This is a genomic window from Microcoleus sp. Pol12B4, assembly GCF_036701385.1.
In the GTDB taxonomy this organism is placed as follows: Bacteria; Cyanobacteriota; Cyanobacteriia; order Cyanobacteriales; family Microcoleaceae; genus Microcoleus.
Window position 1 is genome coordinate 1 of sequence record NZ_JAUBQR010000101.1, and the last position, 22,048, is coordinate 22,048.

Here is a 22,048-nt window from a genome sequence, read left to right on the forward strand (position 1 = left end):
ACTGCTTCGATCAGTGCCGAACGAAAGCCGTTACTCTCTAATTTAGCAATTCCGGCAATAGTTGTGCCACCGGGACTCGTAACTCGATCTTTCAATTCTGCTGGGTGCATTCCTGTTTCTTGCAACAGTTTCGCTGTACCGAATACTGTTTGCAAAGCTAATTGAGAGGCGATCGCCCGTGGCAAACCAGCACAAACCCCCCCATCTGTCAAGGCCTCTATCAAAATTGCTACATAACCCGGCCCGGAACCCGAAAGCCCAGTCACCGCATCGAGCATACTCTCAGGTACTTCTACCACTTCTCCTACGGCCTGAAAGATGCGCTTTACTAATTCTAAATCAGTCGGTTGCACGAGTTTTCCCGGAGCGATCGCGCTCATTCCCGCCCCCACCGTCGCCGGAGTATTCGGCATCACCCGCAGCACTCCCCGCCCGGGAAAAGCTGGTTCTAGTTTGCTCAGTGGCACTCCTGCCAAAATCGACACTACCAGCGCTTCTGGCTGGGAATTAGCCGTTTCTCCATTATTTCCCTGTTTGCGATCGCCTGCCACGGCTAATTCTAAAGCTACCGTATCAAAAACTTGCGGTTTAATCGCCAAAAACAGCACTTCTGTAGCGACAGCAACTTCTAGATTGCTGGCTGTTGTTCCAATCCCGTATTTGTTTGTCAAAAACTCGCGGCGCTTTACCCCTGGCTCGCTCACCAATATTTCTGAAGGCAAATAAACTTTTTGTGCAATTAAGCGGGATAAGAGAGCTTCTCCCATTACCCCGCCGCCGATCGTACCAAATTTTATGTTAGTCATTAGTCACTAGTCACTTGTCACTTTTGAGTTATCAGTTGTCAGTTGTCAGTTGTCAGTTGTCATTGGTTACTTAGTTGTTAGCTAATGTTATTAATCCGCAGTGTTTATTCCACAGTTATTAGTTGTTAACTATTGACTACTGACTACTGACTACTGACTACTCACCACTGTCAACTGACTACTAACTACTAACTACTGAGCGATGGGAGCTTGTTCTGCCGGCCAGACTGTCGGTGCAGGAGCAGCAGCACGGGGCCGTCCTTGAGCAGGAGGCACTTCGTGAACCACACCAGACTGAGTTCTCACCTGCACGCAGCTAGGCGTAAACAAGAAAATACTTTCGCCAATTCGCTCTTGATGACCGTCAAGGGCATAAGTACCGCCTGCCACAAAGTCCACAGCTCTTTGCGCTTGGTCTGGGTCCATCACCGTCAGGTTCAAAACCACAGACTTCCGTTCCTTAAGGGCTCGAATTGCTGCCGGCATCTCTTCAAAAGTGCGCGGCTCCATTACTACTACTTCCGAAATCCCGTTCATAGCTCCAGGCATTCCTATCACGTTATTCATTACTGACCCTACTCCGCCGGTTGGTGCAACGACATCCATACCTGTCGATCCTACTACTGACCGCTCCCGCATTCTACGATTTTGACGACGTTCTTCTTCGGCTGCTGCGACGGCAGCGGCGTTGGGTTCAGGCGCTTGGTAGAAGTTCTGATAGCGCTCCCCTTCCGTTTCGTCGTACACGTCATCGTACTCAGGCTCATTGTTGATGCCTACAAAATCTCGCAGTTTAGAAAAAATATTCATGATTCACGCTCCTTCACGACTTTGCTGCCCCGACTATACTCGCGTTGCGCGTTAGTCGCGGGTGGCTGACTATTCTATATTTAACCCAAATTGTCTTTATCAGAAGATTTCAATTACTTATCCCCTCCTAGAGCCAAATAAGGTTTGTCCTAGCCGTACCATAGTAGCACCTGCTTGAATTGCCAAATGATAATCTCCCGACATCCCCATCGAGAGCTGCTGCATTTGAATGCAGGGCAAGTTTTGCTGCTGGATTTTCTGTGCAAGTTCGCGGGTGCTGTTAAATAATTCTAGGATTTGCGAGTCATCTAATCCCAGCGGAGGAATTGTCATCAAACCTTGAATTTTGATATGCTGACATTTGTTGAGTTCTGGAAGGTCGGCAAGCAGTTCTGGAACGCTCCAGCCGTATTTGTCCGGGTCGGGCAACATTTTGACTTGCAGGCAGACTTGGGGAGAACAGGACATTTCCCCCGCCAAGCGCGAAAGTCGCTGAGCGAGTTTTAAATTGTCTAGAGAATGAATCCACTGGAAGTGCTCTAGGGCTTTGGCAGCTTTGTTGGCTTGCAAGTGGCCGATCAAGTGCCAGTTGATATCGGGTAAATCTTGCAGTTGGCTTTGTTTTTCGGCAGCCTCTTGAACCTTACTCTCGCCAAAATCCCGGATACCGGCGTCGTATGCTTCGCGAATAGCATCAGTCGGTACCTGTTTGGTAACGGCAATTAACCGCACTGATTCGGGCAAGTGTTGGCGAATGCTGTGAATTCGAGAGGCAATGGTCATGGGTACTCAATGCTGGGAACTGGAGGGAAGGAAAATTAAGACTGTTACCTATTACCAAGTTACTGATTTTCTTTATTGAAATGTGCGCTGGTGAATGGTTTGCAATTGGTCGTACTCCTGATATTGACCGCTGCGACGCAGGGTTCGCAGGCGAATTTCGACCATGAGGCGAGCGTCGGAGCGGCTGATTGGTTCAAATCTCAGCCCGCCTGGGCCGTTTGTCACCAAAAAAAACAGGCGCTGGGCGTATAGGGTGGTAAATAATTCTTGGCTGTCTTCAACCTGGGATACCCTGAAGAGGAGGCCAAAGTTTGGATGATTCAGGTAAGTTTCGGTAGTCATTCACGCTCACAATCGATCAATTTTAGATTAAAGATTTAGATTTTAGATTTTAGTTTCGCTCGATCGCCCGACGGCGTTGTTTGACGGCGGGATACAAAGAGCGATAGCCGTAGCCGTGCAATAGTCTCCGTCGTGGCTGAGGCTCAATTGCCACTGGCAATTTCCCCAAACAGAGGCTTGTGCTGCTGCGGTTCCGTGGAGTTGCACGTTGGGAGCACCGTTTTCGGAGCGCCGAATTTCCACATCTGCATACCGTATTCCCCGCCATCCCGTCCCTAGAGCTTTGACAACGGCTTCTTTTGCTGCCCAGCGCCCTGCTAGTTGGTTGCAGGAAACTCGATTCATTTTACCTTTAATGCTGCTGTGTTGAGAATTTAGTGACCTACAATCCCTTTGTTCGGCGGGCGTGTAAACTTTTTCGAGGAAGCGATCGCCAAACCGGTCTAATGCGGCTTGTATGCGCGGAACATATACGATATCTGTCCCAAGATAGATGTTCAAGGTCTTGGATCTCTAAATATTTGTCTCCATTACTTTAGCAGGACTGTCGCGCACCAGACAAAATTTACTCAAATGTAGACCCGTAATTCTTCAATCTCAAATCTAATCAATCAATCTCAAATCTAAAATCTAAAATCTTAACTGTCCCAACCCCAAACCAAGCGGGCGCTCCAGAGGACGAGCAAGCAGCCGAGGGCGCTCCAGTCTCGGATTTTCAATTGCAACTGGTGCCATTCTACACGGTGTCGATCGGGACTGGTGAAGCCACGAACTTTCATGGCGCTGGCTATTTGTTCAGCTCGCAGGAGTAAGTTTTCTAACAGCCGCTCGGCTATCATCAACCAAACTTGAGCGGCGCGGCGAAATCCTAGTTTTTTCCAGTTTATGGCTCTAGTGCTAACCGATCGCACTAAATTTTGTATTTCTTCCAATACTAGGGGAATGAATCGCAAAGATAAAGTTAATGTTAAGGCTATTTCGGTAACAGGCCAGTTCAAGCGGCGCAGAGGCTGCATTAAGTTTTCAATCGCGGCGGTGATTTCTTCGCTGGCTGTGGTGAGAAGGTAGAGGTTGGTGCTGTAAATTACTGTAAAAAATAGGGTGCTGACGTTGATCGCTAAATCTAGGGATTTGCGGGTGATTTTAATCGGGCCTTGTTTGAATAAAACGTAACGGTAGTTTGTGGGTTGCGGGAGTTGATTTGGGCTTTGGGCTTTGGAATTATTGGGGATTGGGGAGTTTGAGCCTAAATTAAAAGGTTTGTACCAGGGTTTTGGTTGGGGCGGGGGTGGAAGAGTTGCGGGCTGTTGGGAAAAGGTTAATTCGTCGGCGGGGATGCGAGGCTGGTGCTCTGAGGGGAGTCCGTCGGGGGCGATCGCGCTGAGGCAAAATACTAAAATGCAGAATAGCAGCAGCATTCCCATTTGTTGTTTCCACACCCGCAAGGGAATTGCTGCGGTTAGTGTCAGTATGATTAACATTCCTACTAGCATCAAGCGCCAGATGGGATTGGCGAGTATTGGCGCAATCAGAAATGTCATCAACCAAGCTAGTTTTACGCGGGAGTCTAGCCGGTGAAGCCAGGTTACGGGTTGTTCTAGGTAGAGTCCAATAGGGAGCGATCGAAGTAAATCCATCTTGATATTTTAGATTTTAGATTTTAAATTGTTTGATTTCAGATTGTTTGATTTCGGCTTGCTTGAGTGCTTGATTTCAGATGGTTTGATTTTTTGAGTTAGGATTTGGATTGTTTGATTTTTTGGCTATTTTGGTTAGAAATTTGAGATTTTTTCATTTGCGATTACCTGTGGAATTTTTCGCCATTAAAGTTTTGATTGAGGCAACTCTCATCGCTAAAATTTCATTCGTTTCTGAGATGATACTTTTCAAATTAGTGCTCTCTACTAATTTAGCTTTAACTATCAGCTCCATCTAGTAAAGACATTCATCTGCTTCTTCTTCCACTATTCTGAGTTTGGCAATTAAGTCTGCTATTGATCTAGCGCGACAAGCTGCTCGATAGTTAGCACCTACAGAAGTTCATGAACGAATTAACTGCTTGCCAAGTAGTTCAGAAACGGTATTTTTGGGCAGTGAACTTACTAGCTTAATAACTCTTAATACTAGAGCCTTCGTTCTTTGTTTAAACTCTTGTTCGTCCAGCTTGGGATTTTAGATTTGAGATTTTTTTCATTTGGGATTGAAGATGGTTAATTTTCGATTGGTGTTTGACATTTGGAGTTTGCAATTGTTGGATTTTTGATGAAACAAAAAAACGCAATTCATTAATTTTATTATTAAATTGCGTTTTTTCTTCAATCTAAAATCCCAAATCCAAAACCCAAAATTACTTGACGCGCAGTGCTCTGTTTGTTGTACTCATTTCTGTGGCACGAACTTTTTTGCCTCTCCAAAGTAGTCGCATTGGTGTACCGGTAAAGCCTAGGTGTTTGCGGAATTGGCTTTCCATGTAGCGGCGGTAATTTTCGGTGAAGCGTTTGGGATCGTTGACAAATAGGGCGATTGTCGGTGGCTGCGATCGCACTTGAGTACCGTAATAGATTTTGCCTTGTTTTCCTTGGCGGGTAACTGGGGCTGAGTGCCAGCTTGTGGCTTCTTCTATGACTTCGTTAATCACGGCGGTAGTGACGCGGCGCTTGTGTTCGTCGGAGGCTTTGTCTACTAATTCAATGATTTTTTCAACTCGCTGTCCAGTCATGGCGCTAACAAAAATCATTTCTGCCCAGTCGAGGAAATAAAGTCTGGTTCTTACTTCTCTTTCATACTCGTAGATGGTGTCGGAGTCTTTTTCTACGGCGTCCCATTTGTTGACGACTATGATGCAAGCGCGACCTTCTTGGCTGATGCGATCGGCTAATTTTTGGTCTTGATCCGTAACCCCATCAATTGCGTCAATTACTAGCAATATGATGTTGGCGCGGCGGATAGCTTTGAAAGCGCGGTTGATACCGAAAAATTCTGCACCGTATTCAACGTTTTTCTTTTTGCGAATGCCTGCCGTGTCAATCAGCCGGTAGGTTTGACCGTTGCGTTCTACTAAGGTGTCGATCGCGTCGCGGGTTGTGCCGGAAATCGGGCTGACTATGGCGCGATTTTCTCCGAGAAATGCGTTTAACAAACTCGATTTGCCGACGTTGGGACGACCGATAATTGCTACTTTAATTTCCTCAACTTCTGGTAATACTTCTGTGGGAAGGTAAGTAATTAATTTGTCAAGCAATTCGCCTGTGCCGTTGCCGTGAATGCCTGAAATTGGGTAAGGTTCTCCTAGTCCCAATTGCCAAAAGTCTGCTGCTTGGGTGAGTCCTGTATTTTCCGATTCGCACTTGTTGACGGCGAGAATGACGGGGACTTTTTGCAGTCGCAGCCAAGATGCGATCGCTTCGTCGCCGCCGGTGAGTCCGGTTTTTCCGTCTACTACGAAAATGGCTGCGCTGGCTTCTGCGAGGGCCGCCATTGCTTGTTCGCGAATTAAAGGCAGAAATTCTGTTTCGTCGTCGAATACTAGCCCGCCGGTGTCTACGACTTGATATTCTCGATCGCCCCAGTATGCTGGTCTGTAAGTGCGATCGCGCGTGATTCCTGGTTCGTCGTGGACGATCGCGTCTTGGGTGTTGGCTAAACGGTTGACGATCGTCGATTTGCCTACATTGGGGCGTCCAATAATAGCAACTATAGGTAGAGACATAAAAGTAGCAGCAATTAGGCTGCGCCGTAATTTTGAGGTTTAGTCTTGTATTGTAAGCTAATCTGACCGGAATTTTATAGATTGAGCCTGTGTTTCTGTCTTTTCATGCTGTAGGCGCTGTTTTACCGATCGCCCGTTTAAACATCGAACCCTAAAAAATAGCCACAGCCTATGGATCTGCATTCCCAACCCGACTCTGAGAATTAGAAATAAAACTTAAATAACTCAACAAATCATCTCATGTGTGCTAATTCTTTGATGATTATGAAGGTAGATATAGGATTTTAGCGATCGGCTATTATTGGAAATAAGCAGAAGTTTAGTTTTTGACGAAAGCTTAAAACAGCAGCTTAAAAATGGAAACTAAATTTCCCTCAAAGCTCAACACATTAGGTGGTAATATGGCTGTTCTGCAACTAGAAGACGGTAGAACGTATACGGATATCCAGGCGATTGCGAGTCAACTGGCAGTTTTAAATATAGAGATCGATTCCCTGCCCACAAACAAAAATCCGGCGTTTCAAGAACTGCTCGTTCAAGACATTCTCAATGTTACAGAAAAACAGCAGATTCTCGCAGCATTTAATAGCGAGTTTGAACAGTTTAAGCGCGTCAGCGGATATAAGTGGTGCGACTTAAAAGTGCTGCATCCAGGTTCGCAGCAGATTTATGCGCTGATGACTCAAAGTTATCGCACTCATACCCACACAGATGCAGAAGTTCTTCATATTTTAGCTGGGGAATGCGTTTTTGGGTTTGTTTATTCTAACGGCTCTCAGGTACAATTAATGCTACAAGCTGAAGAATACATTAAAGTGCCTGCCAATACCGAACATTGGTTTTATCTCACTCCGTCGCTGTACTTGAAAGCCTTGCAGTATTACACCACTGCTCAAGGCTGGGTTCCTCAGTATACTAACAGGAAACTAAAAATTAAAAATTAAGAGCCAGAAGAAGAGGGGAAATTTGTAGAGGAGGAAGAAGATGATGAAACAGAATTGGGTGACTTACTATCAAGCGGTGGAAGGTCGCCCCCCGCATGAAACTTTGCTGAAAGCCTTGTCAATTTTTGACACGGAACCGTTGCTATATCGTCCTCGATTCGCTGTAGATTTAGGCTGTGGCGATGGACGAGATACGGTGGAACTCCTGCGTCGAGGCTGGCGGGTTTTAGCGATTGACAGGGAACAAAATGCCTTCGATCGCCTGCTGGATCGTCCGATTCAACGCGATCTGCTGCAAACTCAATTGATGCGTTTTGAAACCTTAACTTTGCCTCCATCGATCGATCTAATCAATGCCAGTTTTTGCCTTCCTTTTTGTCAGCCCGCCGATTTCCCCCATCTTTGGGAAACGATCGTGACAGCGCTAAATCCCGGAGGATATTTCTGCGGTCAATTGTTTGGCGATCGCGACTCATGGGCTGTTTATCCCGATCGCACTCATCATACTCGCGAACAAATTCAAGTGCTGCTAAAGTCCTTTGAGATTGAGTGGTTTGACGAAGAAGAACATCTTGGAGTAACGGCGCTAGGGGAGGAAAAACACTGGCATATTTTTCACATTGTTGCTCGTAAGAGAGATTAATATATATAGTGCCGACTGCTTAAAGAAGTCGGCACTCTCTTGAAGTCGGAGTTCTGGAAAACTTGCAGATCGTTTTTACTGAATTTTTCGGAATTTACCGTTAAATTAGCTTCCTAATTGCTAAGGAATGAAAAATAAAGAAGGTGACTAATAGAGCAATAGTTTACCTTGGATCAAGGCTTCTGGGGTTTAATTGTGCAAGTTATTGATTTTTCATTCCTTAGTCTCGAACCTTTCTGATTTTTTAAATGCTCTCAGCTTTATTAGGTGCGGCCATTTCAATTTCTTCGCAACGCTGCAAAAGCGCTTCTATTTCCTGAGCTAAAAAAATTACTTCTGGCCAAGAAGAACCGTTAATTAAATCTTGAGCGTGAGCTAATTTGTTTCTCAATGCTTCTGCTGACTTTAAAAAACGCTCCCCGTAGCGTTTGGATTTGAGCCCCAGCCGATCGACTATTTCAGCAGAAGTCAGGATTAAATCTCGCTTGTCGCAGAATTGCAGGTAATCGATTAAGTCAATGGCTTCATTTCGCGATCGCCCCAATTCCCAAAGGTGTTTTGCTGCTAAGATGCGATCGCCTTTCAGTAATTTCTGCCAAGAATCTTGGGGAAAGTAAATCCGCACGATCCGCAATAAATTCATTTCCAAAAGTGTCACCAATCCAAACAGCAGCATCCGAACCGGTGCTTTTTGCAAATCGCCACAGGTAACAATCCCGTTGATCCTGTTGCTTTCCAATACAAATAATCTCGGTTTTTCTCGCAGCAGTGCCAGCAATTCCATCAAAGGAGTGGCGGCGGCGATTAATTGTGAGGGGTGAAAAATTTGCTGGTAGTCGCTGCACTTGCCTTTACCTAAATGCGATCGTTCTACATAGCCGCAAACCGTGCCGTTTTCTTCGATCCCGATCACGTCAAAATCGCGGGCTTCCATCCACGATCGCAATTTGGCTGCATCATCGCAAGCTGGGACAGATTTCAACGGTTCCGCGAGGTATTTAACTGTAATGCTGTCTTTGAATAAATCCCGCAAGTCGGCGGAGCTTGATTTTAAATGTTTCATTTCCGGTAATTTCATGGATCGTTGCTGCAAGTAGAGACGCGGCATTACCGTGGGAAACATCTCAGTTTTGTAACAAGTATTTTTTAGGAGTGGGAGGGGGACGATCGCACACGGATAGTAAAAGCAAAACTGAGATGCTCGCTTAGCGTGTCTCTCCAAATTTCATGATATTACTTACTGGCTAACTCGGGGCAATAATGGTTGGCAGCAAGAGTGGTAACAATATCGGCATCCGCCAGAAAACTTTCTTTGACAGTGGGACTTTCGATACTGACAGCTTGCCCGATCGCTCTTAATTTAACTTCCGGCAGAGAAAGTCCATATTTTGCTTCCGCACACATTCTTTTAGCAGCCGCAATTTTTTGACCAGAGGCCCTTTGGATTGCTTGCAGTAAATTATCAGTGGCTTCGGGAGAGTAGCTTTTTGCTAAGCGTTGGTAAACCTCGATAAATTTCCCATCGTTTCCTGTCAGCTTAATATCGGATTCTTGAGGCGAACACAACAAATTTAAGTTAATTACTTCTCCCACTGAATTGACAAGAAAACATCCTTCGCGTTCTTGGGCGATCGCGCTTTGGTTGCTGGGTACCAAAGCGTGCGACCGGATGGAGAATCGAGGTTTAAAGCCCCCGATTTAATCATGGATCACAAAAAATTCTTTCCGTGACCCTTACCCCTGACTTCAAGCATGGGATATTCTGAATTTTGAATTCTGTCTTCTGACTCCTTCTCATGAATAAGTCTGCTTTTAGATACCCGATTTCTTGAAGAAGCCGGGTATCTGGGTATTGTGTTTTTTAGCCGTTGCTCACTTATCAGGCCGCACTATGTTTATTAATAATTTCGGCTAAATCCGGTACTCCGTTTTCCACGTAAGTCTTAGCTGAGGGACGGAGTTTGGCATAGGCGCCTTTAACCATAGCTCTTGTGCTTTTCTCGACCCGTTTGTCACTTATTTGGAGCAATTCGTCTGCTACTTCACCTTTTCTTTGGGCTAGATATTCTACTGGGTTGCCATTGTTTACGGCTTCAGTCCACATCGGATCGAGTGCGATCGAGATTTCTGGCAGAAGTTGATCGAGGACTTGAGCGCAATAGTCAGCCCGTATCCCCTTGACAGTAGAGTAGGCAGCTTTAAGAGCCAAACCACCCAATCCCGGCGCTGCTGCAACTTGTTTGTCTATCAACTTTACACAGTCATCAACAAAAGTTTCTCTGTTGTTTTCATTCAAGAGAATATCGCTAAGTCCCATTTTCACTTTCCTTGATTTAATAGTCAATGTGCTTATTAGCTTTAAGCTCAATCTGACATCATATATCTATTTTGAGTCTTTACTCAAGGTTTCCCAAGTTTTTTAAGGTTTAAATGTGTCTATGACACAACCTAATGTTGAGATTTGTTTAGTATCTTATGGGAATTAATGTTCTATCTGCTACTAATTATTTGCCTACGGTTTGTAGTAAGGGCTTTAGTCCTTATTAGGTGATATTAATGAGGACTAAAGCCCTGACTACAAACTGATGAGTTGTGAACAGTCACATAAAAAAGAGAACAGCTCGAAAAAAATATTAGAAAGGCTCTGCCTAAGTCCGATCGCACTTGCAGGTATCTTGCACGTATCATTACGATTGGACGTTCGGCTTGAGGGCCGCAGGTACTGCAACGATGGGAAGTTTCTGGGTTTGAGTCGGGCGATCGCTCGATCGCAATACCAAATTTTTCGGTAACGGCGCGGAAGTGCTTAGTCCGGGAAATATGTGAAGCGATAAGGTTAAGCCGGCCGCTAATAATAGTTTTTCTAACATGGCATTGCCTCCAATACATATGCCCTAGGGCATAATTCCTCTTACACCTACAACATATAAACATCCTCAGTCGCTTGGTGCGATCGCACTGGCATAGTTTAAGTGACATCTATCACCACTGAGAAGGGGGTGATGGGGATAGGGGGTGTGGGGACGGGGGGTGATGGGCATTAGAGAGGTGGTGGAGAGTGGGAAATCTTGACTCGCACACCTGGCGTCAACATCCGTTGAACGTGTTAAATTCTTTACACTGCTTCATGGCAAAACTTCCCTACAAATCGAGAATTGTCCTAGAGAAAGAAGCCGTTGAGTCTCTCTCAAAGGTAGAATTAGCGCGTAGAAGTTATTTGACACAGCGGAGGTACCGACAATATGCTTGCATACTTTCTGGCGTTAGCGGTCGGTCTAGGCAGCTTCAGTATTTACATGGCGGCCTTCTTTTTTCCAGAAGTGCACCGCAAAAGTGATTTTACCTGGAGCGGGGTAGGGCTTTTTTATGCGTTAATTTTATGGGCTTGTGCGGGACGAATTACTGGTGCTCTCCTGCTTGGTCAAATGGCGGGCGTGGCGATGTTGGGCTGGTTTGCCTGGGAAACTTTGACTTTGCGCCGGCAGGTGACGCCCGTTGCTGAGCAAACGCCGATTCCTCAGTCGGCAAATTTGGCTGCTGCAGGCGTGCCGTTTGCTGGCTTGTTTGCCAAGAAAAAAGAACCCGTAGCGAAAAAACCTAAGTTTGTTCGATCGCCCAAACCGAAAACTGATGTGGTTCCAGCACCCACTCTGGATAAGGGCGAGGTAAAGCTAGAGGAACAGCCGGCGAGTCCCCCCATAGCTGAAAGTATTGCTGAAAGTTCGATCGATCCGACCACTGAAAGTGCGATCGCCCCTGACTTGAAAATTCCCGACTCGAAACCACCTGCAATTGCAGAAATACCAGTATTTTCAGTCGAAACTCCTCTTGCTGAGACTTCACCAACCCCAGCAGAATTAGCCAGCAGCTTCACTCCTCTACCTCTACCTCTAGAAATTTCAGAAATAGCCCTTGCACCAAGTGTGGAGCCAGCAGAGGCTCAGCCACAACCTCCACAGCAGCCAGAAGCAGATGATTTTGACGAGGAAACAGAATGGAGGACAGCCGTTAAAGAGTCGCAGGCGGCAGCGGCGGCGGCAGCCCTAACTCCTCCTACTCCTCCTAAACCAGCTAAAAAATCCGGCGGTTTCGCAGGTCTGTTCGGCAATTTCAAAAATAGTCTCGGCGGTATGTTAGGACTCGGTGCGGGTAAAAACAAGTCTGATGCAACTCCCCAGACGCCAAAACCTTCAGCGACTCCAGAATCGATCGCACCTGAATCTAAAATAACGGCAACTCCTGCAGCGGGTATCGACCAAATTCTCGAATCCGAATTAGCCCAGGCGGCTGCGGAAGTGGCAGCCGAAAGTAGCAACACTGCTGTTGAAACAAGCCTGGGAGTCCCGTTTCCCAACGATGTTGAAGCAATGGCCGAGTTGATGGCCACAGAAACCGCGAGTTCTGACAAAATAGGGGAAACTCCGATCGAAGATCGATCGTCCGCCCAAATCCAGACACCGCTGGCAGCAGTTGGTGAACCGGAAGCAGCAGCAAGCGTACCAGAAGCAGCAGCCCCTGCTGTATCTCTGGAAACCGAGACACCGCTGACTGCTGTTGGTGAACCGGAAGCAGCAGCAGGCGTACCGGAAGCAGAAGCCCCTGCAGCATCGATAGAAATGACTGTGGTGGAAATTGCAGCGCCTGTAGAGATAGAAGTACCGGGAGAACCTGGGTTGAGCGTGCAGGTGGAAACGGTTTCAGTATCAGTGATCTCGATCGAATCAACAGGTGAAGAACTCTCTTCTGAGGCAGAAAAAACTGAATTGAGTCCCCCCAATCACCCCGATCCGAACCTAGTCGAAACTGCTAAATCGGCCGCTGAATCCAAGTCTGAGAATGTATCCGGCGAAGATAAGCCGTCATCTTAAGGCAGAAAGCAAAAGGTAGAAACCAGAATTTTTTTGATTCTGCCTTCTGCCTTCTGACTTCTGCCTTCTTACTTTTTTCTTCTTACTTCTTACTTCTTACTTTTTACTTCTTCCCTCTTCCTTCTTCCTTCTTCCTTCTTCCCTCTTCCTTCTCTCTTAATATTATGAAAGCAATTATGGTCGTGGGAACAACATCTCACGCAGGAAAATCTTTACTCGTGGCAGCTTTGTGTCGAATCTTTGCTCGGCGAGGCTGGCGGGTAACTCCGTTTAAAGGTCAGAATATGGCGCTGAATTCCTATGTCACAGCCGCCGGTGGAGAGATTGGTTACGCTCAAGCAGTGCAAGCTTGGGCTGCGGGCGTCGCACCTTGGGTAGAAATGAATCCGATTTTGCTCAAGCCACAAGGAGACATGACTTCTCAATTGATTGTCAAGGGCCGGGCGATCGCTAATGTACGAGCATCTCAATATTATGAACAGTATTTCGATATCGGCTGGCAAGCTATTCGGGAATCTTTAGAATTTCTCTGCCAAGAATTTGACATGATTGTGTGTGAGGGAGCCGGCAGCCCTGCTGAGATTAATCTCAAACACCGCGATTTAACAAATATGCGGGTAGCTAAATATTTAAAGGCTCGAACTTTGCTAGTAGTTGATATCGATAGGGGCGGTGCTTTTGCTCACATTATCGGTACTTTGGAATTGCTCGATCCCGACGAACGAGCTTTAATTAAAGGATTCATTATTAATAAGTTCCGAGGACAAAAATCCATCTTAGATCCGGGCCTGACTTGGCTAGAAGAAAGGACGGGAATCCCGGTAGTTGGGGTGATTCCTTGGATAGACGAAGTGTTTCCCTCAGAAGATTCTCTCGATTTGCTCGATCGGCGTTCTCCTAATTCTCAAACCGACATCAATATTTCGGTTATCCGCCTGCCCCGAATTTCCAATTTTACTGACTTTGACCCCCTAGAGTCGGAAACTAGCGTCACAGTCAAATATGTCAGCCCAAAAGACCAGTTAGGCCATCCAGACGCCGTTATTTTACCAGGCTCTAAAACTACAATTGCCGATTTGCAGGTGCTACGCCAAACAGGTATGGCAAAAGCTATTCAAAATTATTTAGTAGCTGGCGGTACAGTCATGGGAGTTTGCGGCGGCTTTCAGATGCTGGGACAAAGTATCACCGATAAAGAAGGCATTGAGGGAGAAAAGGGAGAATTTCCAGGATTGGGGTTGCTGCCTTTGAAAACTGCGATGGCACCGAACAAAATTGCCCGCCAACGAATCGTAACATCTAACTATCCTCAACCGGGTTTGCCAGTTTCCGGTTACGAAATTCATCAAGGAAAAACGCAAATCCTAGAGTCAGATTTGACTCAACCGCTATTTGACGATGCTAGTTTAGGCATTGTCAATACTTCTCAATCAATTTGGGGTACATACCTGCACGGCATCTTTGACAACGGAGCTTGGCGACGAGCTTGGTTAAATCACTTGCGGCAGCAGCGGGGACTCCGCGCATTGCCTACAGGTATTCCTAATTACCGAGAACACCGAGAAACTCTGTTAGACTCTCTAGCAGATACCGTGGAAAAGCATTTAGATATAAGGCATATTTTAGGTTAACTGTTGACTGTTGACTGTTGACTGTTGACTGTTAACTATTGTTTGTTAGACTTGAGGTTCAAATTCAATGACAAAAGTTTGTTTTTTACCTGATAACGTGACAGTTGAAGCTGAACCGGGAGAGCTTTTATTAGATGTAGCCAAACGTGCAGGGGTTTCTATTCCTACTGGCTGCCTCATGGGTTCTTGTCACGCTTGCGAAGTAGAAATTGATGACGGAGATACGATTTGTGCTTGTATTTCCGGCATCCCTTCGGGGAAAAAGCAAGTGACAATTAATCTGTATGTTGACCCGACTTGGTAATTTGTTAGTTGACGGTTGACTGACAACTGACAACTGACTAAATTTTTTGCCATTCTTGCTGTTTCTTGCGAGCAGATTGCAGCCATTTTTGGGATTCGGGATAAACAGTGGTTCCGGGTTTGACAGATTCTAATTGATTGATAATTTGTTGCAACTGGCTGAGGGAGTAACCGGGATTTTGAGAATTCACATCTTTTTGCAAGTTTGCCAACAAGCTTTTAGCTTCTAGCAAGGCTTTTGCAGAATCTTTTTCTGCTGCCAGTCTAATCTGGGTAATTCCTAAATTTTTTTGATATTCAGCGAGTTTAGTTTGAGCGTCGAGATAACCAGGGTTATCGACAGAAATCAATTTTAGTCGGTTAATTCCTTCTTGCCATAATTCTGCTATTTGCTCCCACTGTGCGGCGGGATGGGGAGGTTTTTGGGAGGCGACGGCGGCGGAGAGAGCAAATTCTTTAGCAGCTTCAATTAAGTTGTCAGCCTGCAAAGAACCGGTGGCGATGCCACCCATTGCTTGAAAGTCTCTTTCTGCTGCTTTGAGTGTTTTTTTAGCCGTTTCTCCTGCGAGGGTTTCGGCAGGAATTTGATTGAGTTGATCGATCGCACTTTGCCAATTTACCGTCGCTTTTTGTCTATCCGCAGCAGTTTTGGCTTGCTGATACTCCTGTTTCGCGGCTTTTAGCGTTTGTTCGACTTGATTTAATTGAGTAAAAGCATTTTTTTGCTGGAAAATCTGAGCCTCCATCCGCCCCACATTTTTGCGGGCGGCTTCAAATTCATCGACTGTAAACCGCCAACTGCAGCGGAAAAAAGAGCAGTACCTCTTTGGGTAATAGCCGAGGAACCAGACTGGTAAGGCGTCGAGGTGTTTTTGCGCCTCTTTTGCTTTAATTTCGCCCAAGTCAAAATCAGCGACAGCCGTGGCTTTATTGATTAGTTGATCGGATTGTTCCACAAGGGCGATCGCCTGCCGGTAATTGCTATCCATACTGATAAAACTCGGCAGCAACAATATCGGCATTGTCTTCGCCACGGGCCAGCGAATCATGGGAAAAGGTAGATTAATCAGCCAAATTATCCCCGCAGCACTTCCCAGCAAACTCCCAGCAAAGATGATTTTACCGAACAATCCGGGCGGGCGGTTGGCTTTGACGGCAGCTTTGAGAGCTTGTTCGCTGAAGTTGGGAAATTCGTCTTTGAAGGTATCGCGGATTTCTTCTCTTGACGCGAAAGTGCCGTTTTGCAAGCGTAATTTCTCTAACCGCTTGATTACCATCCGTCGGTAGACATCACCGGCTAGACTATCAGCCGCCGCGCACTTGTCAACTTCGGCCCGCAAAATTTCAAAAGCTCGATCGGTAAGACGCGCCATAAAACTCACCTATTCCCTTTTAATTATTTTACAGGTTCCAGTCTAAATAATTGTTAAAATATATAAAGCCCACATCAAATAATCCGAATTAACTTCATGCCCACTGCTTTAATCACTGGTGCTTCTGGTGGAATTGGTGCAGCCTTCGCCGCCGAATTAGCCAAACGCCAGCACAATCTAATCTTGGTAGCTCGATCCGAAGACAAATTGCAACAGCTAGCTGCTACACTGCAACAGGAATTCAATATTTTAGTCGAAATTATCGTTCAAGATTTGACCGCACCGGGCGCTGGAACTGCTGTATTTGACGCGGTTGTTAAAAAAGGTTGGACGGTAGATTTGTTGGTAAATAATGCGGGTTTTGGCGATTATGGTGTTTTTGCAGATCGCCCGCTTGACAAACAAGTAAACATGGTGCAACTAAATATTGTAGCATTAGTTGAACTATCGCACTTATTTTTGCAGGGAATGCGGCAGCGAAAAGCAGGAAGTATCATCAATGTTGCCTCCATCGCAGCTTTTCAACCGATGCCGTACTTGTCGATGTATGCAGCGACTAAAGCTTTTGTTTTAAGTTTCAGTGAGGCGCTTTGGGCGGAAAACAAAGATTTAGGAATTGGCGTTTTGTGCCTTTGTCCAGGGCCGACAGAATCGGACTTTTTTGCAGTAGCTGAATTCCCTAAATCAATGGCATCCAGCAGCGGGCAAAAACTCGTTCCTGCGGCGGAAGTAGTGCGAGATGCTTTGAAAGCTTTAGAAAAAAATGAGTCTAATGTTGTGACAGGGGGAATTCCCAATCAAATCATTGCAAATATGCCTCGATTGATGCCACGAGAATTTTTGGTGAAGTCGGTAGAAAAGGTGTTTCGGGCGAAAGAGTAATTACGAAGGAAGTAGTCTACGGGATTTAACGGATTTAAACGAGGTGGGTTCTACGAAAGTTCGGCAACAGATTGTGGACGAGATTTAACCCATTTAGCAGAGATCAGGAAAAAGGAACAGGGAAAAGAATTCCCAATTCCCTATGACTACTTCCGAGAATTATAAATATCGAGTTAACTGCACTCGATAGCGTTCCTTCTTAGTAACAGCAACTTCCCCAATTTCCAATCTTCCCTTACCGGTAACAGCAATTAAATCTCCAGACTTGACATTATAACTAGCTTGAGTAACGTCTTTCCAGTTAACTCGCACGTCGCCGCTGTCAATTAAATCGGCCATTTTGCTGCGAGACATTGCGAACCCAGCCGAGGCGACAGCATCCAATCTCATGGATGCTTCAACCGTTGTCATTTCTTTCTTTTTGGGTTCTCTAATTTTGAGTTCGCTCAACTCAATCCGCCGCGTTTGCACAGGAACCGATCGCACTTGCTGCAAACTCATCTCCAAATACTCTACCATCTCCGGCATGACAATAGCTTGCGCGCCGCGTTCTCCCAAAACAATCACATCGCCAGTTTTCTCGCGGACAATTCCCGTACCCAACATCGCCCCCAAAAAGTCGCGGTGAGAAGCTGTATCGAACAAGAAATTGCCAGCGATTTCTACCGCAGCAACGTTAACACTAGCAGAGTCGATCGGGATATCCGATCGCGCGATCGCAATTCTTTGTCTTTCAGCTTGCGGGTAGCCGCCCCAAGCCACTAATTCCACGTCTGTTAAGCGCTTAAATACCGTCAGAGTGTCCGCCAATTCTGGAGGCGACAGAAAATCAGTCTGAGTAACTTCCCAAGTTTTTATGGCTTGTTCGGCTTGGTCGATCGCCCGCGCGACACATTCGCGGTTTTCGATGCCTTTTAACAGTTCTTCTCTTTGTAACATCAGTTAATGCTAGATTCTAATTTGAAATTGCAAAGTTTGCTGTAACTAAAAAGTCTACTTTTTTAACAGTCGCACTAATTTAATTATAGTCTAAAATCATCAAATAACGATTTTATGATTTTAGTTGCTGGTAAAGCTGATATGATGAGCACGATTATTGTACCAAATCTATGAAGTCTTCGAGTTAAAATTTTTGCAGGATCTCGATCGAGTATGGCAGCAAAATTGTCCACCCAACTACTTATTTTTCTTCACCCGCAAATACAGTTCTTCCATCGCTTCAATAAACGAACCATCCTTGTGCCAAAACTGTGGAAAATCTCCCTGTTTCTTCACCACGATCGCACTTACCCCACTTTGCGCTGCCACCTCAATCGTCTGCGGTAATCGCTTCGCACCATGCCAAAACTCTTTCAGGCTGACCGTTTGCGCCTCACTGGCGATCGCCTGCGTGTAATAGGAATCCACCGCCACAGGAGCCGCTGCATCAGCCGTTAACTCGGCAGAAAGCGCCAAGCCCAAAGGCGTTTTTGCTAATTCGCGGTGCAGCACTTCCTTAGAAAGCCCCCGTAATTCAAACAGTAAAAATGGATCTTTGTCCAATTCGGCCGCCACCAAATAATAAACTCCGGCAATATGTTTGCAGGGATTGCTATAGTCTGGGCAAGAGCAAGTAGTCTTAAAGTCCTCGCGGCTGCTGGGTAAAAGGTGCAATCCGAGGGGTGAAAAAGCCTTTTCAATATTGTCGGGCATTTCGTTGAGCAGCAGCCGAGAAATGAAGCTGGCTTTTGATGCCATTTGGGCGATCGCCACTTTCCACTGTGCCTGACTAATCGCCTGAAACTCAATTTTAGTTTTGTAGAGTGGCTCCTTATAAACCCCAAAATAAGGATTTACCGACCCCCTTACTTCTGCCATCACTAAGCCATCATTAATCTTAAAGCTTTTTACTTTGTCATTCCGTGCATAGGAACGTCCCCGTCCGAGTCGCCCAGAATCTGTAAATCTTTCTAACGCATCGATAAATTTATTACCCCACCAAGTTCGAGTAAATTGTGACATATTTTTTTGTTTCTCCTAATCTAGAACCGCATTTTTATTGAGCCTAATTAATTTCTTAAATGCCTCATTATCCAACTCAGTCAACCACGACTCATCCGCACCAATAATTGACCCTGCCAATTTCTTTTTGTCTTCAATCATTTGGTCAATCTTTTCTTCCAAAGTGCCAATTGCCACAAACTTATGCACAAACACATTTTTTTGCTGTCCGATCCGAAACGCCCGATCCGTTGCCTGATCTTCCACCGCCGGATTCCACCAGCGATCGAAATGGAACACGTGATTGGCTTTTGTCAGCGTAATTCCCACGCCGCCCGCCTTCAGTGACAGAATAAATACCGAAGGTTCAGACTCTGGATCTTGAAACTCTGAAATCATCCGTTCCCGTTTTTCGCGACTGGTTCCCCCGTGGATGTAGTAAGTGTTGTAATGTAGCGTTTGTTTGATATATTTTTCCAACGCGCTTCCCAGTTCTGTAAACTGCGTAAATACCAATAAACTTTCGCCTTCTGCTTTGACTTCCTCAATCATCTCGATCAGCCGTTCCAGTTTGTGCGATCGCTCTGGTGTAAACTCACTTTCATCTTGCAAAAACTGGCGCGGATGGTTACAAATTTGCTTCAGCTTCAGCAGTGTCGCCAAAATCATCCCCTTGCGCTGCATCCCTTCCGCCGCGTCAATTTCTTGTTCTACCTCTTTGACGATCGCTTCATAAAGCGAAGCTTGCTCGCGGGTGAGATTGCAGTAGAGCTTTTGCTCAACTTTGTCGGGGAGATCCTGAATAATCGACTTATCGGTTTTCAGGCGCCGGAGAATAAAGGGTTCCACTAATTTTTTGAGCGCTGCCGATTGCGTGCGACTCCCATTTTTTTGAATCGGGATCTCAAACAACTTCCGAAACTGCGCCTCTTTACCCAGATAGCCCGGATTGAGGAAATTAAAAATTGACCATAAATCCAGCAATCGATTTTCCACGGGTGTTCCAGTCAATGCTAGTCGATGGGTAGCGGGTAACTTTAAAATCGCCTTGGTTTGCGCCGCTTTCGGATTTTTAATATTCTGGGCTTCATCAATTACTAAGCGATGCCACGCTACGCTGCTCAACAGTTTCTCGTCTTTGCGCGCCAAGGTAAAAGAAGTAATCAACATATCACAATCTTGGACGGCGGTTTTGAATTCCTTGGCGTCTTGCAAGCGCCCAGGGCCGTGGTGTATGAGCGATCGCAATTCTGGAGCAAATTTTTCCATTTCCTTTTGCCAGTTACCAACTACGGATGTGGGCGCAATTAGCAGCGTGGGTAGAACCGAAGGTGCGATCGCTTTTTCTGTCTTTTTTTCTGTCTCTTTTGTAGTTGATAAAACTTCCCGCTCTTGCAATAAGCGAGCAATTACCTGCGCCGATTTACCCAAACCCATATCATCGGCTAGACAGCCATTTAATCCCAAACTTTCCAAATAACTCAACCAAGAAACGCCCCGCTTTTGGTAATCCCGTAGCTTGCCTTCAAACTTTGCTGGATCTGCAATTAACTCTAACCGACTCTTATCGTTCAGCTTCTCCAACATATCCGATAAAGCCCGATCGCGCTCAACCTCCAACTGTTCGCTCGCTTCTCCTTCTGCCGTCAACTTCATAAAGTCAATCAGGCTTAACTCGGGGTTTTCTTGGCGATGTTTTTTCCAAAACTCCAACATCTCCTGCATCTTGTCTTTGTCCAGTTCCATCCATTGTCCTCGGAACTGCACCAGCGGTGTTTTGCTATTTACTAACGCTTGCCATTCTTGTTCGCTAACCCGTTCACCCCCGATCGCCAATTCATATTGATATTCCACCAAGGAATCAGCCGAAAACAATCCTTTGCTCTTGATTGCAGCGCTCTTGCTGCCCTTCCCTTTGACTTGCAGGCGAATCTTCGCCCGTTGTCGTCCCTTCGGCGTCCACCAAGCGGGGACAATCACTTTGTATCCGGCATCTTCTAATACCCAAGCGGACTCGCTGAGAAAGGTGAAAGCATCATCTAAGCTGAGGGTAATGTTAACGGGTTTGTCGGTTTCTAGCCCTTGCCAAAGTTGGGGATAAATGCGGGCAGCGTAGCCGAGATTTGTCAGCAAATGTTGTTCAAAGTTGTCTCCGAATTGTGTTTGCAACTGTTTTTGTTGAGTCGATCGCGATCGCCAATAATCCTGCAACGGCATCCGCAGAGACGGGTCTTTTTTCGCAGCCGCCTGAAACTCTAAAACCCAAGGCTGTTCGGGGTTTTCGGGGGATTGTAGTTGAAAGCAGAGGGAGAATGAGTCAGCAGATTGATTGCGCGTAATGCGATCGCGCCAGGTTTGCCATTGCCGGTATTGATCGAGGCTTACTGGCGCGATTTTTCGTGTTTGGTTGAGGCAGATTTGGAGTAAAGAATCCGCAATCTTATTTTCAAACGATGCTGGGATGGGGGTTTGAGTGACAATTTCCGCGATCGCACACTCGGAAAAATGCCGCAGCAACCGTTCGCGATCGTAAAACTTTGGTGTATCTTGTAGCTGGATCTTCCGAAAACCGGACACACAAACTAAAGGCATCCATTCAACATACCGTTGTAAATCAGTTTCGTACTGTGTTGAAACAATTTCCCATCCCGGATAAATCTCAAAGCTGGGTGCAATTTTGGCAGGTGTTTTTGGAGTTTTTGCAGTTGTTTTGGTTTTTGTCTCGCCCGCTTTCTTACGGCCGCGCGTGGCTTTCTCAGCGGGTTCGGATGTTTCGATGGGTGCGATCGCGATCGGAGCAGTTTCTCGATAGCGCAACGCCGGAATATAATGATCTTTCAGAACAATGTGCTTAAAATTTTGGGTGTAATGATACCAAAATAGCAAGTCTGAACCAAACTGAACTTCTGCTAAATCGTAGAGGGCAAAAAAATGCAGATCGTTCAATACTTTAGTCAAAGTGTGGGTGGCGATG

At 45.9% G+C, this 22,048-nt stretch carries 21 protein-coding genes and 1 pseudogene; 6 read left to right on the plus strand and 16 right to left on the minus strand.

Annotation, left to right across the window (positions count from 1 at the left end; translation table 11 throughout):
• From proC to der, 8 genes and pseudogenes are all read right to left on the minus strand, one after another.
• Positions 1–806, minus strand: an 806-nt coding sequence (gene proC, locus QUA38_RS15250; RefSeq protein ID WP_333163093.1) for a pyrroline-5-carboxylate reductase, incomplete at its 3' end; no start/stop codon positions are given.
• Positions 807–998: 192 nt separating this feature from the next.
• Positions 999–1,616 carry a cell division protein SepF gene (locus QUA38_RS15255; RefSeq protein ID WP_333065646.1) on the minus strand — a complete coding sequence of 206 codons (618 nt, stop codon included), beginning with the start codon at positions 1,614–1,616 and terminating at the stop codon, positions 999–1,001.
• Between the two features lie 117 nt (positions 1,617–1,733).
• Positions 1,734–2,399, minus strand: coding sequence for a YggS family pyridoxal phosphate-dependent enzyme (locus tag QUA38_RS15260; protein WP_333163095.1), 666 nt, complete (start codon positions 2,397–2,399; stop codon positions 1,734–1,736).
• 72 nt (positions 2,400–2,471) lie between these two features.
• Positions 2,472–2,741 carry a transcriptional coactivator PipX gene (gene pipX / locus QUA38_RS15265; RefSeq protein WP_006634205.1) on the minus strand — a complete coding sequence of 90 codons (270 nt, stop codon included), beginning with the start codon at positions 2,739–2,741 and terminating at the stop codon, positions 2,472–2,474.
• Positions 2,742–2,783: 42 nt separating this feature from the next.
• Positions 2,784–3,242 (minus strand): holo-ACP synthase, encoded by a 459-nt coding sequence (gene acpS / locus QUA38_RS15270; RefSeq protein ID WP_333163097.1) that lies wholly within the window; start codon positions 3,240–3,242, stop codon positions 2,784–2,786.
• A 137-nt stretch (positions 3,243–3,379) separates the two neighbouring features.
• On the minus strand, positions 3,380–4,378 hold the full coding sequence (locus tag QUA38_RS15275) for a CbiQ family ECF transporter T component (RefSeq protein WP_333163099.1): 999 nt from the start codon (positions 4,376–4,378) through the stop codon (positions 3,380–3,382).
• A 295-nt stretch (positions 4,379–4,673) separates the two neighbouring features.
• A pseudogene (locus tag QUA38_RS15280) lies at positions 4,674–4,769 on the minus strand (four helix bundle protein); the annotation flags it as partial.
• 319 nt (positions 4,770–5,088) lie between these two features.
• Positions 5,089–6,450: a ribosome biogenesis GTPase Der gene (gene der, locus QUA38_RS15285; RefSeq protein ID WP_333163101.1), complete on the minus strand. Its 1,362-nt coding sequence runs from the start codon at positions 6,448–6,450 to the stop codon at positions 5,089–5,091.
• Between the two features lie 356 nt (positions 6,451–6,806).
• Here der and QUA38_RS15290 point away from each other — a divergent pair, with 356 nt between their 5' ends.
• Both QUA38_RS15290 and QUA38_RS15295 read left to right on the plus strand, forming a co-directional pair.
• Positions 6,807–7,394 (plus strand): acireductone dioxygenase, encoded by a 588-nt coding sequence (locus QUA38_RS15290; RefSeq protein ID WP_333163102.1) that lies wholly within the window; start codon positions 6,807–6,809, stop codon positions 7,392–7,394.
• Positions 7,395–7,434: 40 nt separating this feature from the next.
• Positions 7,435–8,037: a class I SAM-dependent methyltransferase gene (locus QUA38_RS15295; RefSeq protein ID WP_333163104.1), complete on the plus strand. Its 603-nt coding sequence runs from the start codon at positions 7,435–7,437 to the stop codon at positions 8,035–8,037.
• Positions 8,038–8,281: 244 nt separating this feature from the next.
• On the opposite strand, the gene QUA38_RS15300 is transcribed toward QUA38_RS15295, so the two are convergent.
• From QUA38_RS15300 to QUA38_RS15315, 4 genes are all read right to left on the minus strand, one after another.
• Positions 8,282–9,100 (minus strand): hypothetical protein, encoded by an 819-nt coding sequence (locus QUA38_RS15300; protein WP_333163106.1) that lies wholly within the window; start codon positions 9,098–9,100, stop codon positions 8,282–8,284.
• Positions 9,101–9,270: 170 nt separating this feature from the next.
• Positions 9,271–9,693 (minus strand): hypothetical protein, encoded by a 423-nt coding sequence (locus QUA38_RS15305; protein WP_333163108.1) that lies wholly within the window; start codon positions 9,691–9,693, stop codon positions 9,271–9,273.
• 223 nt (positions 9,694–9,916) lie between these two features.
• Positions 9,917–10,354, minus strand: a complete 438-nt coding sequence (locus QUA38_RS15310) for a DUF6918 family protein (RefSeq protein ID WP_333163110.1) — start codon at positions 10,352–10,354, stop codon at positions 9,917–9,919.
• A gap of 370 nt (positions 10,355–10,724) precedes the next feature.
• Entirely contained in the window at positions 10,725–10,907 is a 183-nt protein-coding gene (locus QUA38_RS15315) for a hypothetical protein (RefSeq protein WP_333163112.1), read from the minus strand.
• 372 nt (positions 10,908–11,279) lie between these two features.
• On the opposite strand from QUA38_RS15315, the gene QUA38_RS15320 reads away from it, so the two are divergent.
• The 3 genes from QUA38_RS15320 to QUA38_RS15330 all read left to right on the plus strand — a co-directional run bounded on the left by QUA38_RS15320 (position 11,280) and on the right by QUA38_RS15330 (position 14,840).
• Entirely contained in the window at positions 11,280–12,905 is a 1,626-nt protein-coding gene (locus QUA38_RS15320; RefSeq protein ID WP_333163114.1) for a Ycf66 family protein, read from the plus strand.
• 164 nt (positions 12,906–13,069) lie between these two features.
• A complete protein-coding gene (cobQ, locus tag QUA38_RS15325; protein ID WP_333163116.1) occupies positions 13,070–14,536 on the plus strand; it encodes a cobyric acid synthase CobQ in 1,467 nt (488 codons plus the stop codon).
• Between the two features lie 67 nt (positions 14,537–14,603).
• A complete protein-coding gene (locus tag QUA38_RS15330) occupies positions 14,604–14,840 on the plus strand; it encodes a 2Fe-2S iron-sulfur cluster-binding protein (RefSeq protein WP_015178485.1) in 237 nt (78 codons plus the stop codon).
• A 37-nt stretch (positions 14,841–14,877) separates the two neighbouring features.
• On the opposite strand, the gene QUA38_RS15335 is transcribed toward QUA38_RS15330, so the two are convergent.
• Positions 14,878–16,212: a hypothetical protein gene (locus QUA38_RS15335; protein ID WP_333163119.1), complete on the minus strand. Its 1,335-nt coding sequence runs from the start codon at positions 16,210–16,212 to the stop codon at positions 14,878–14,880.
• A 96-nt stretch (positions 16,213–16,308) separates the two neighbouring features.
• Between QUA38_RS15335 and QUA38_RS15340 the strand changes: the two genes are divergently transcribed.
• Positions 16,309–17,094: an SDR family oxidoreductase gene (locus QUA38_RS15340; protein WP_333163121.1), complete on the plus strand. Its 786-nt coding sequence runs from the start codon at positions 16,309–16,311 to the stop codon at positions 17,092–17,094.
• Positions 17,095–17,253: 159 nt separating this feature from the next.
• Here QUA38_RS15340 and QUA38_RS15345 read toward each other — a convergent pair whose 3' ends face one another.
• From QUA38_RS15345 to QUA38_RS15355, 3 genes are all read right to left on the minus strand, one after another.
• Positions 17,254–18,033: a photosystem II S4 domain protein gene (locus tag QUA38_RS15345; RefSeq protein ID WP_333061344.1), complete on the minus strand. Its 780-nt coding sequence runs from the start codon at positions 18,031–18,033 to the stop codon at positions 17,254–17,256.
• Between the two features lie 237 nt (positions 18,034–18,270).
• Positions 18,271–19,095 carry an SWIM zinc finger family protein gene (locus QUA38_RS15350; protein ID WP_333163123.1) on the minus strand — a complete coding sequence of 275 codons (825 nt, stop codon included), beginning with the start codon at positions 19,093–19,095 and terminating at the stop codon, positions 18,271–18,273.
• A gap of 15 nt (positions 19,096–19,110) precedes the next feature.
• Positions 19,111–22,048 (minus strand): DEAD/DEAH box helicase (locus QUA38_RS15355; protein WP_333163125.1); only part of this gene is annotated, 2,938 nt, incomplete at its 5' end.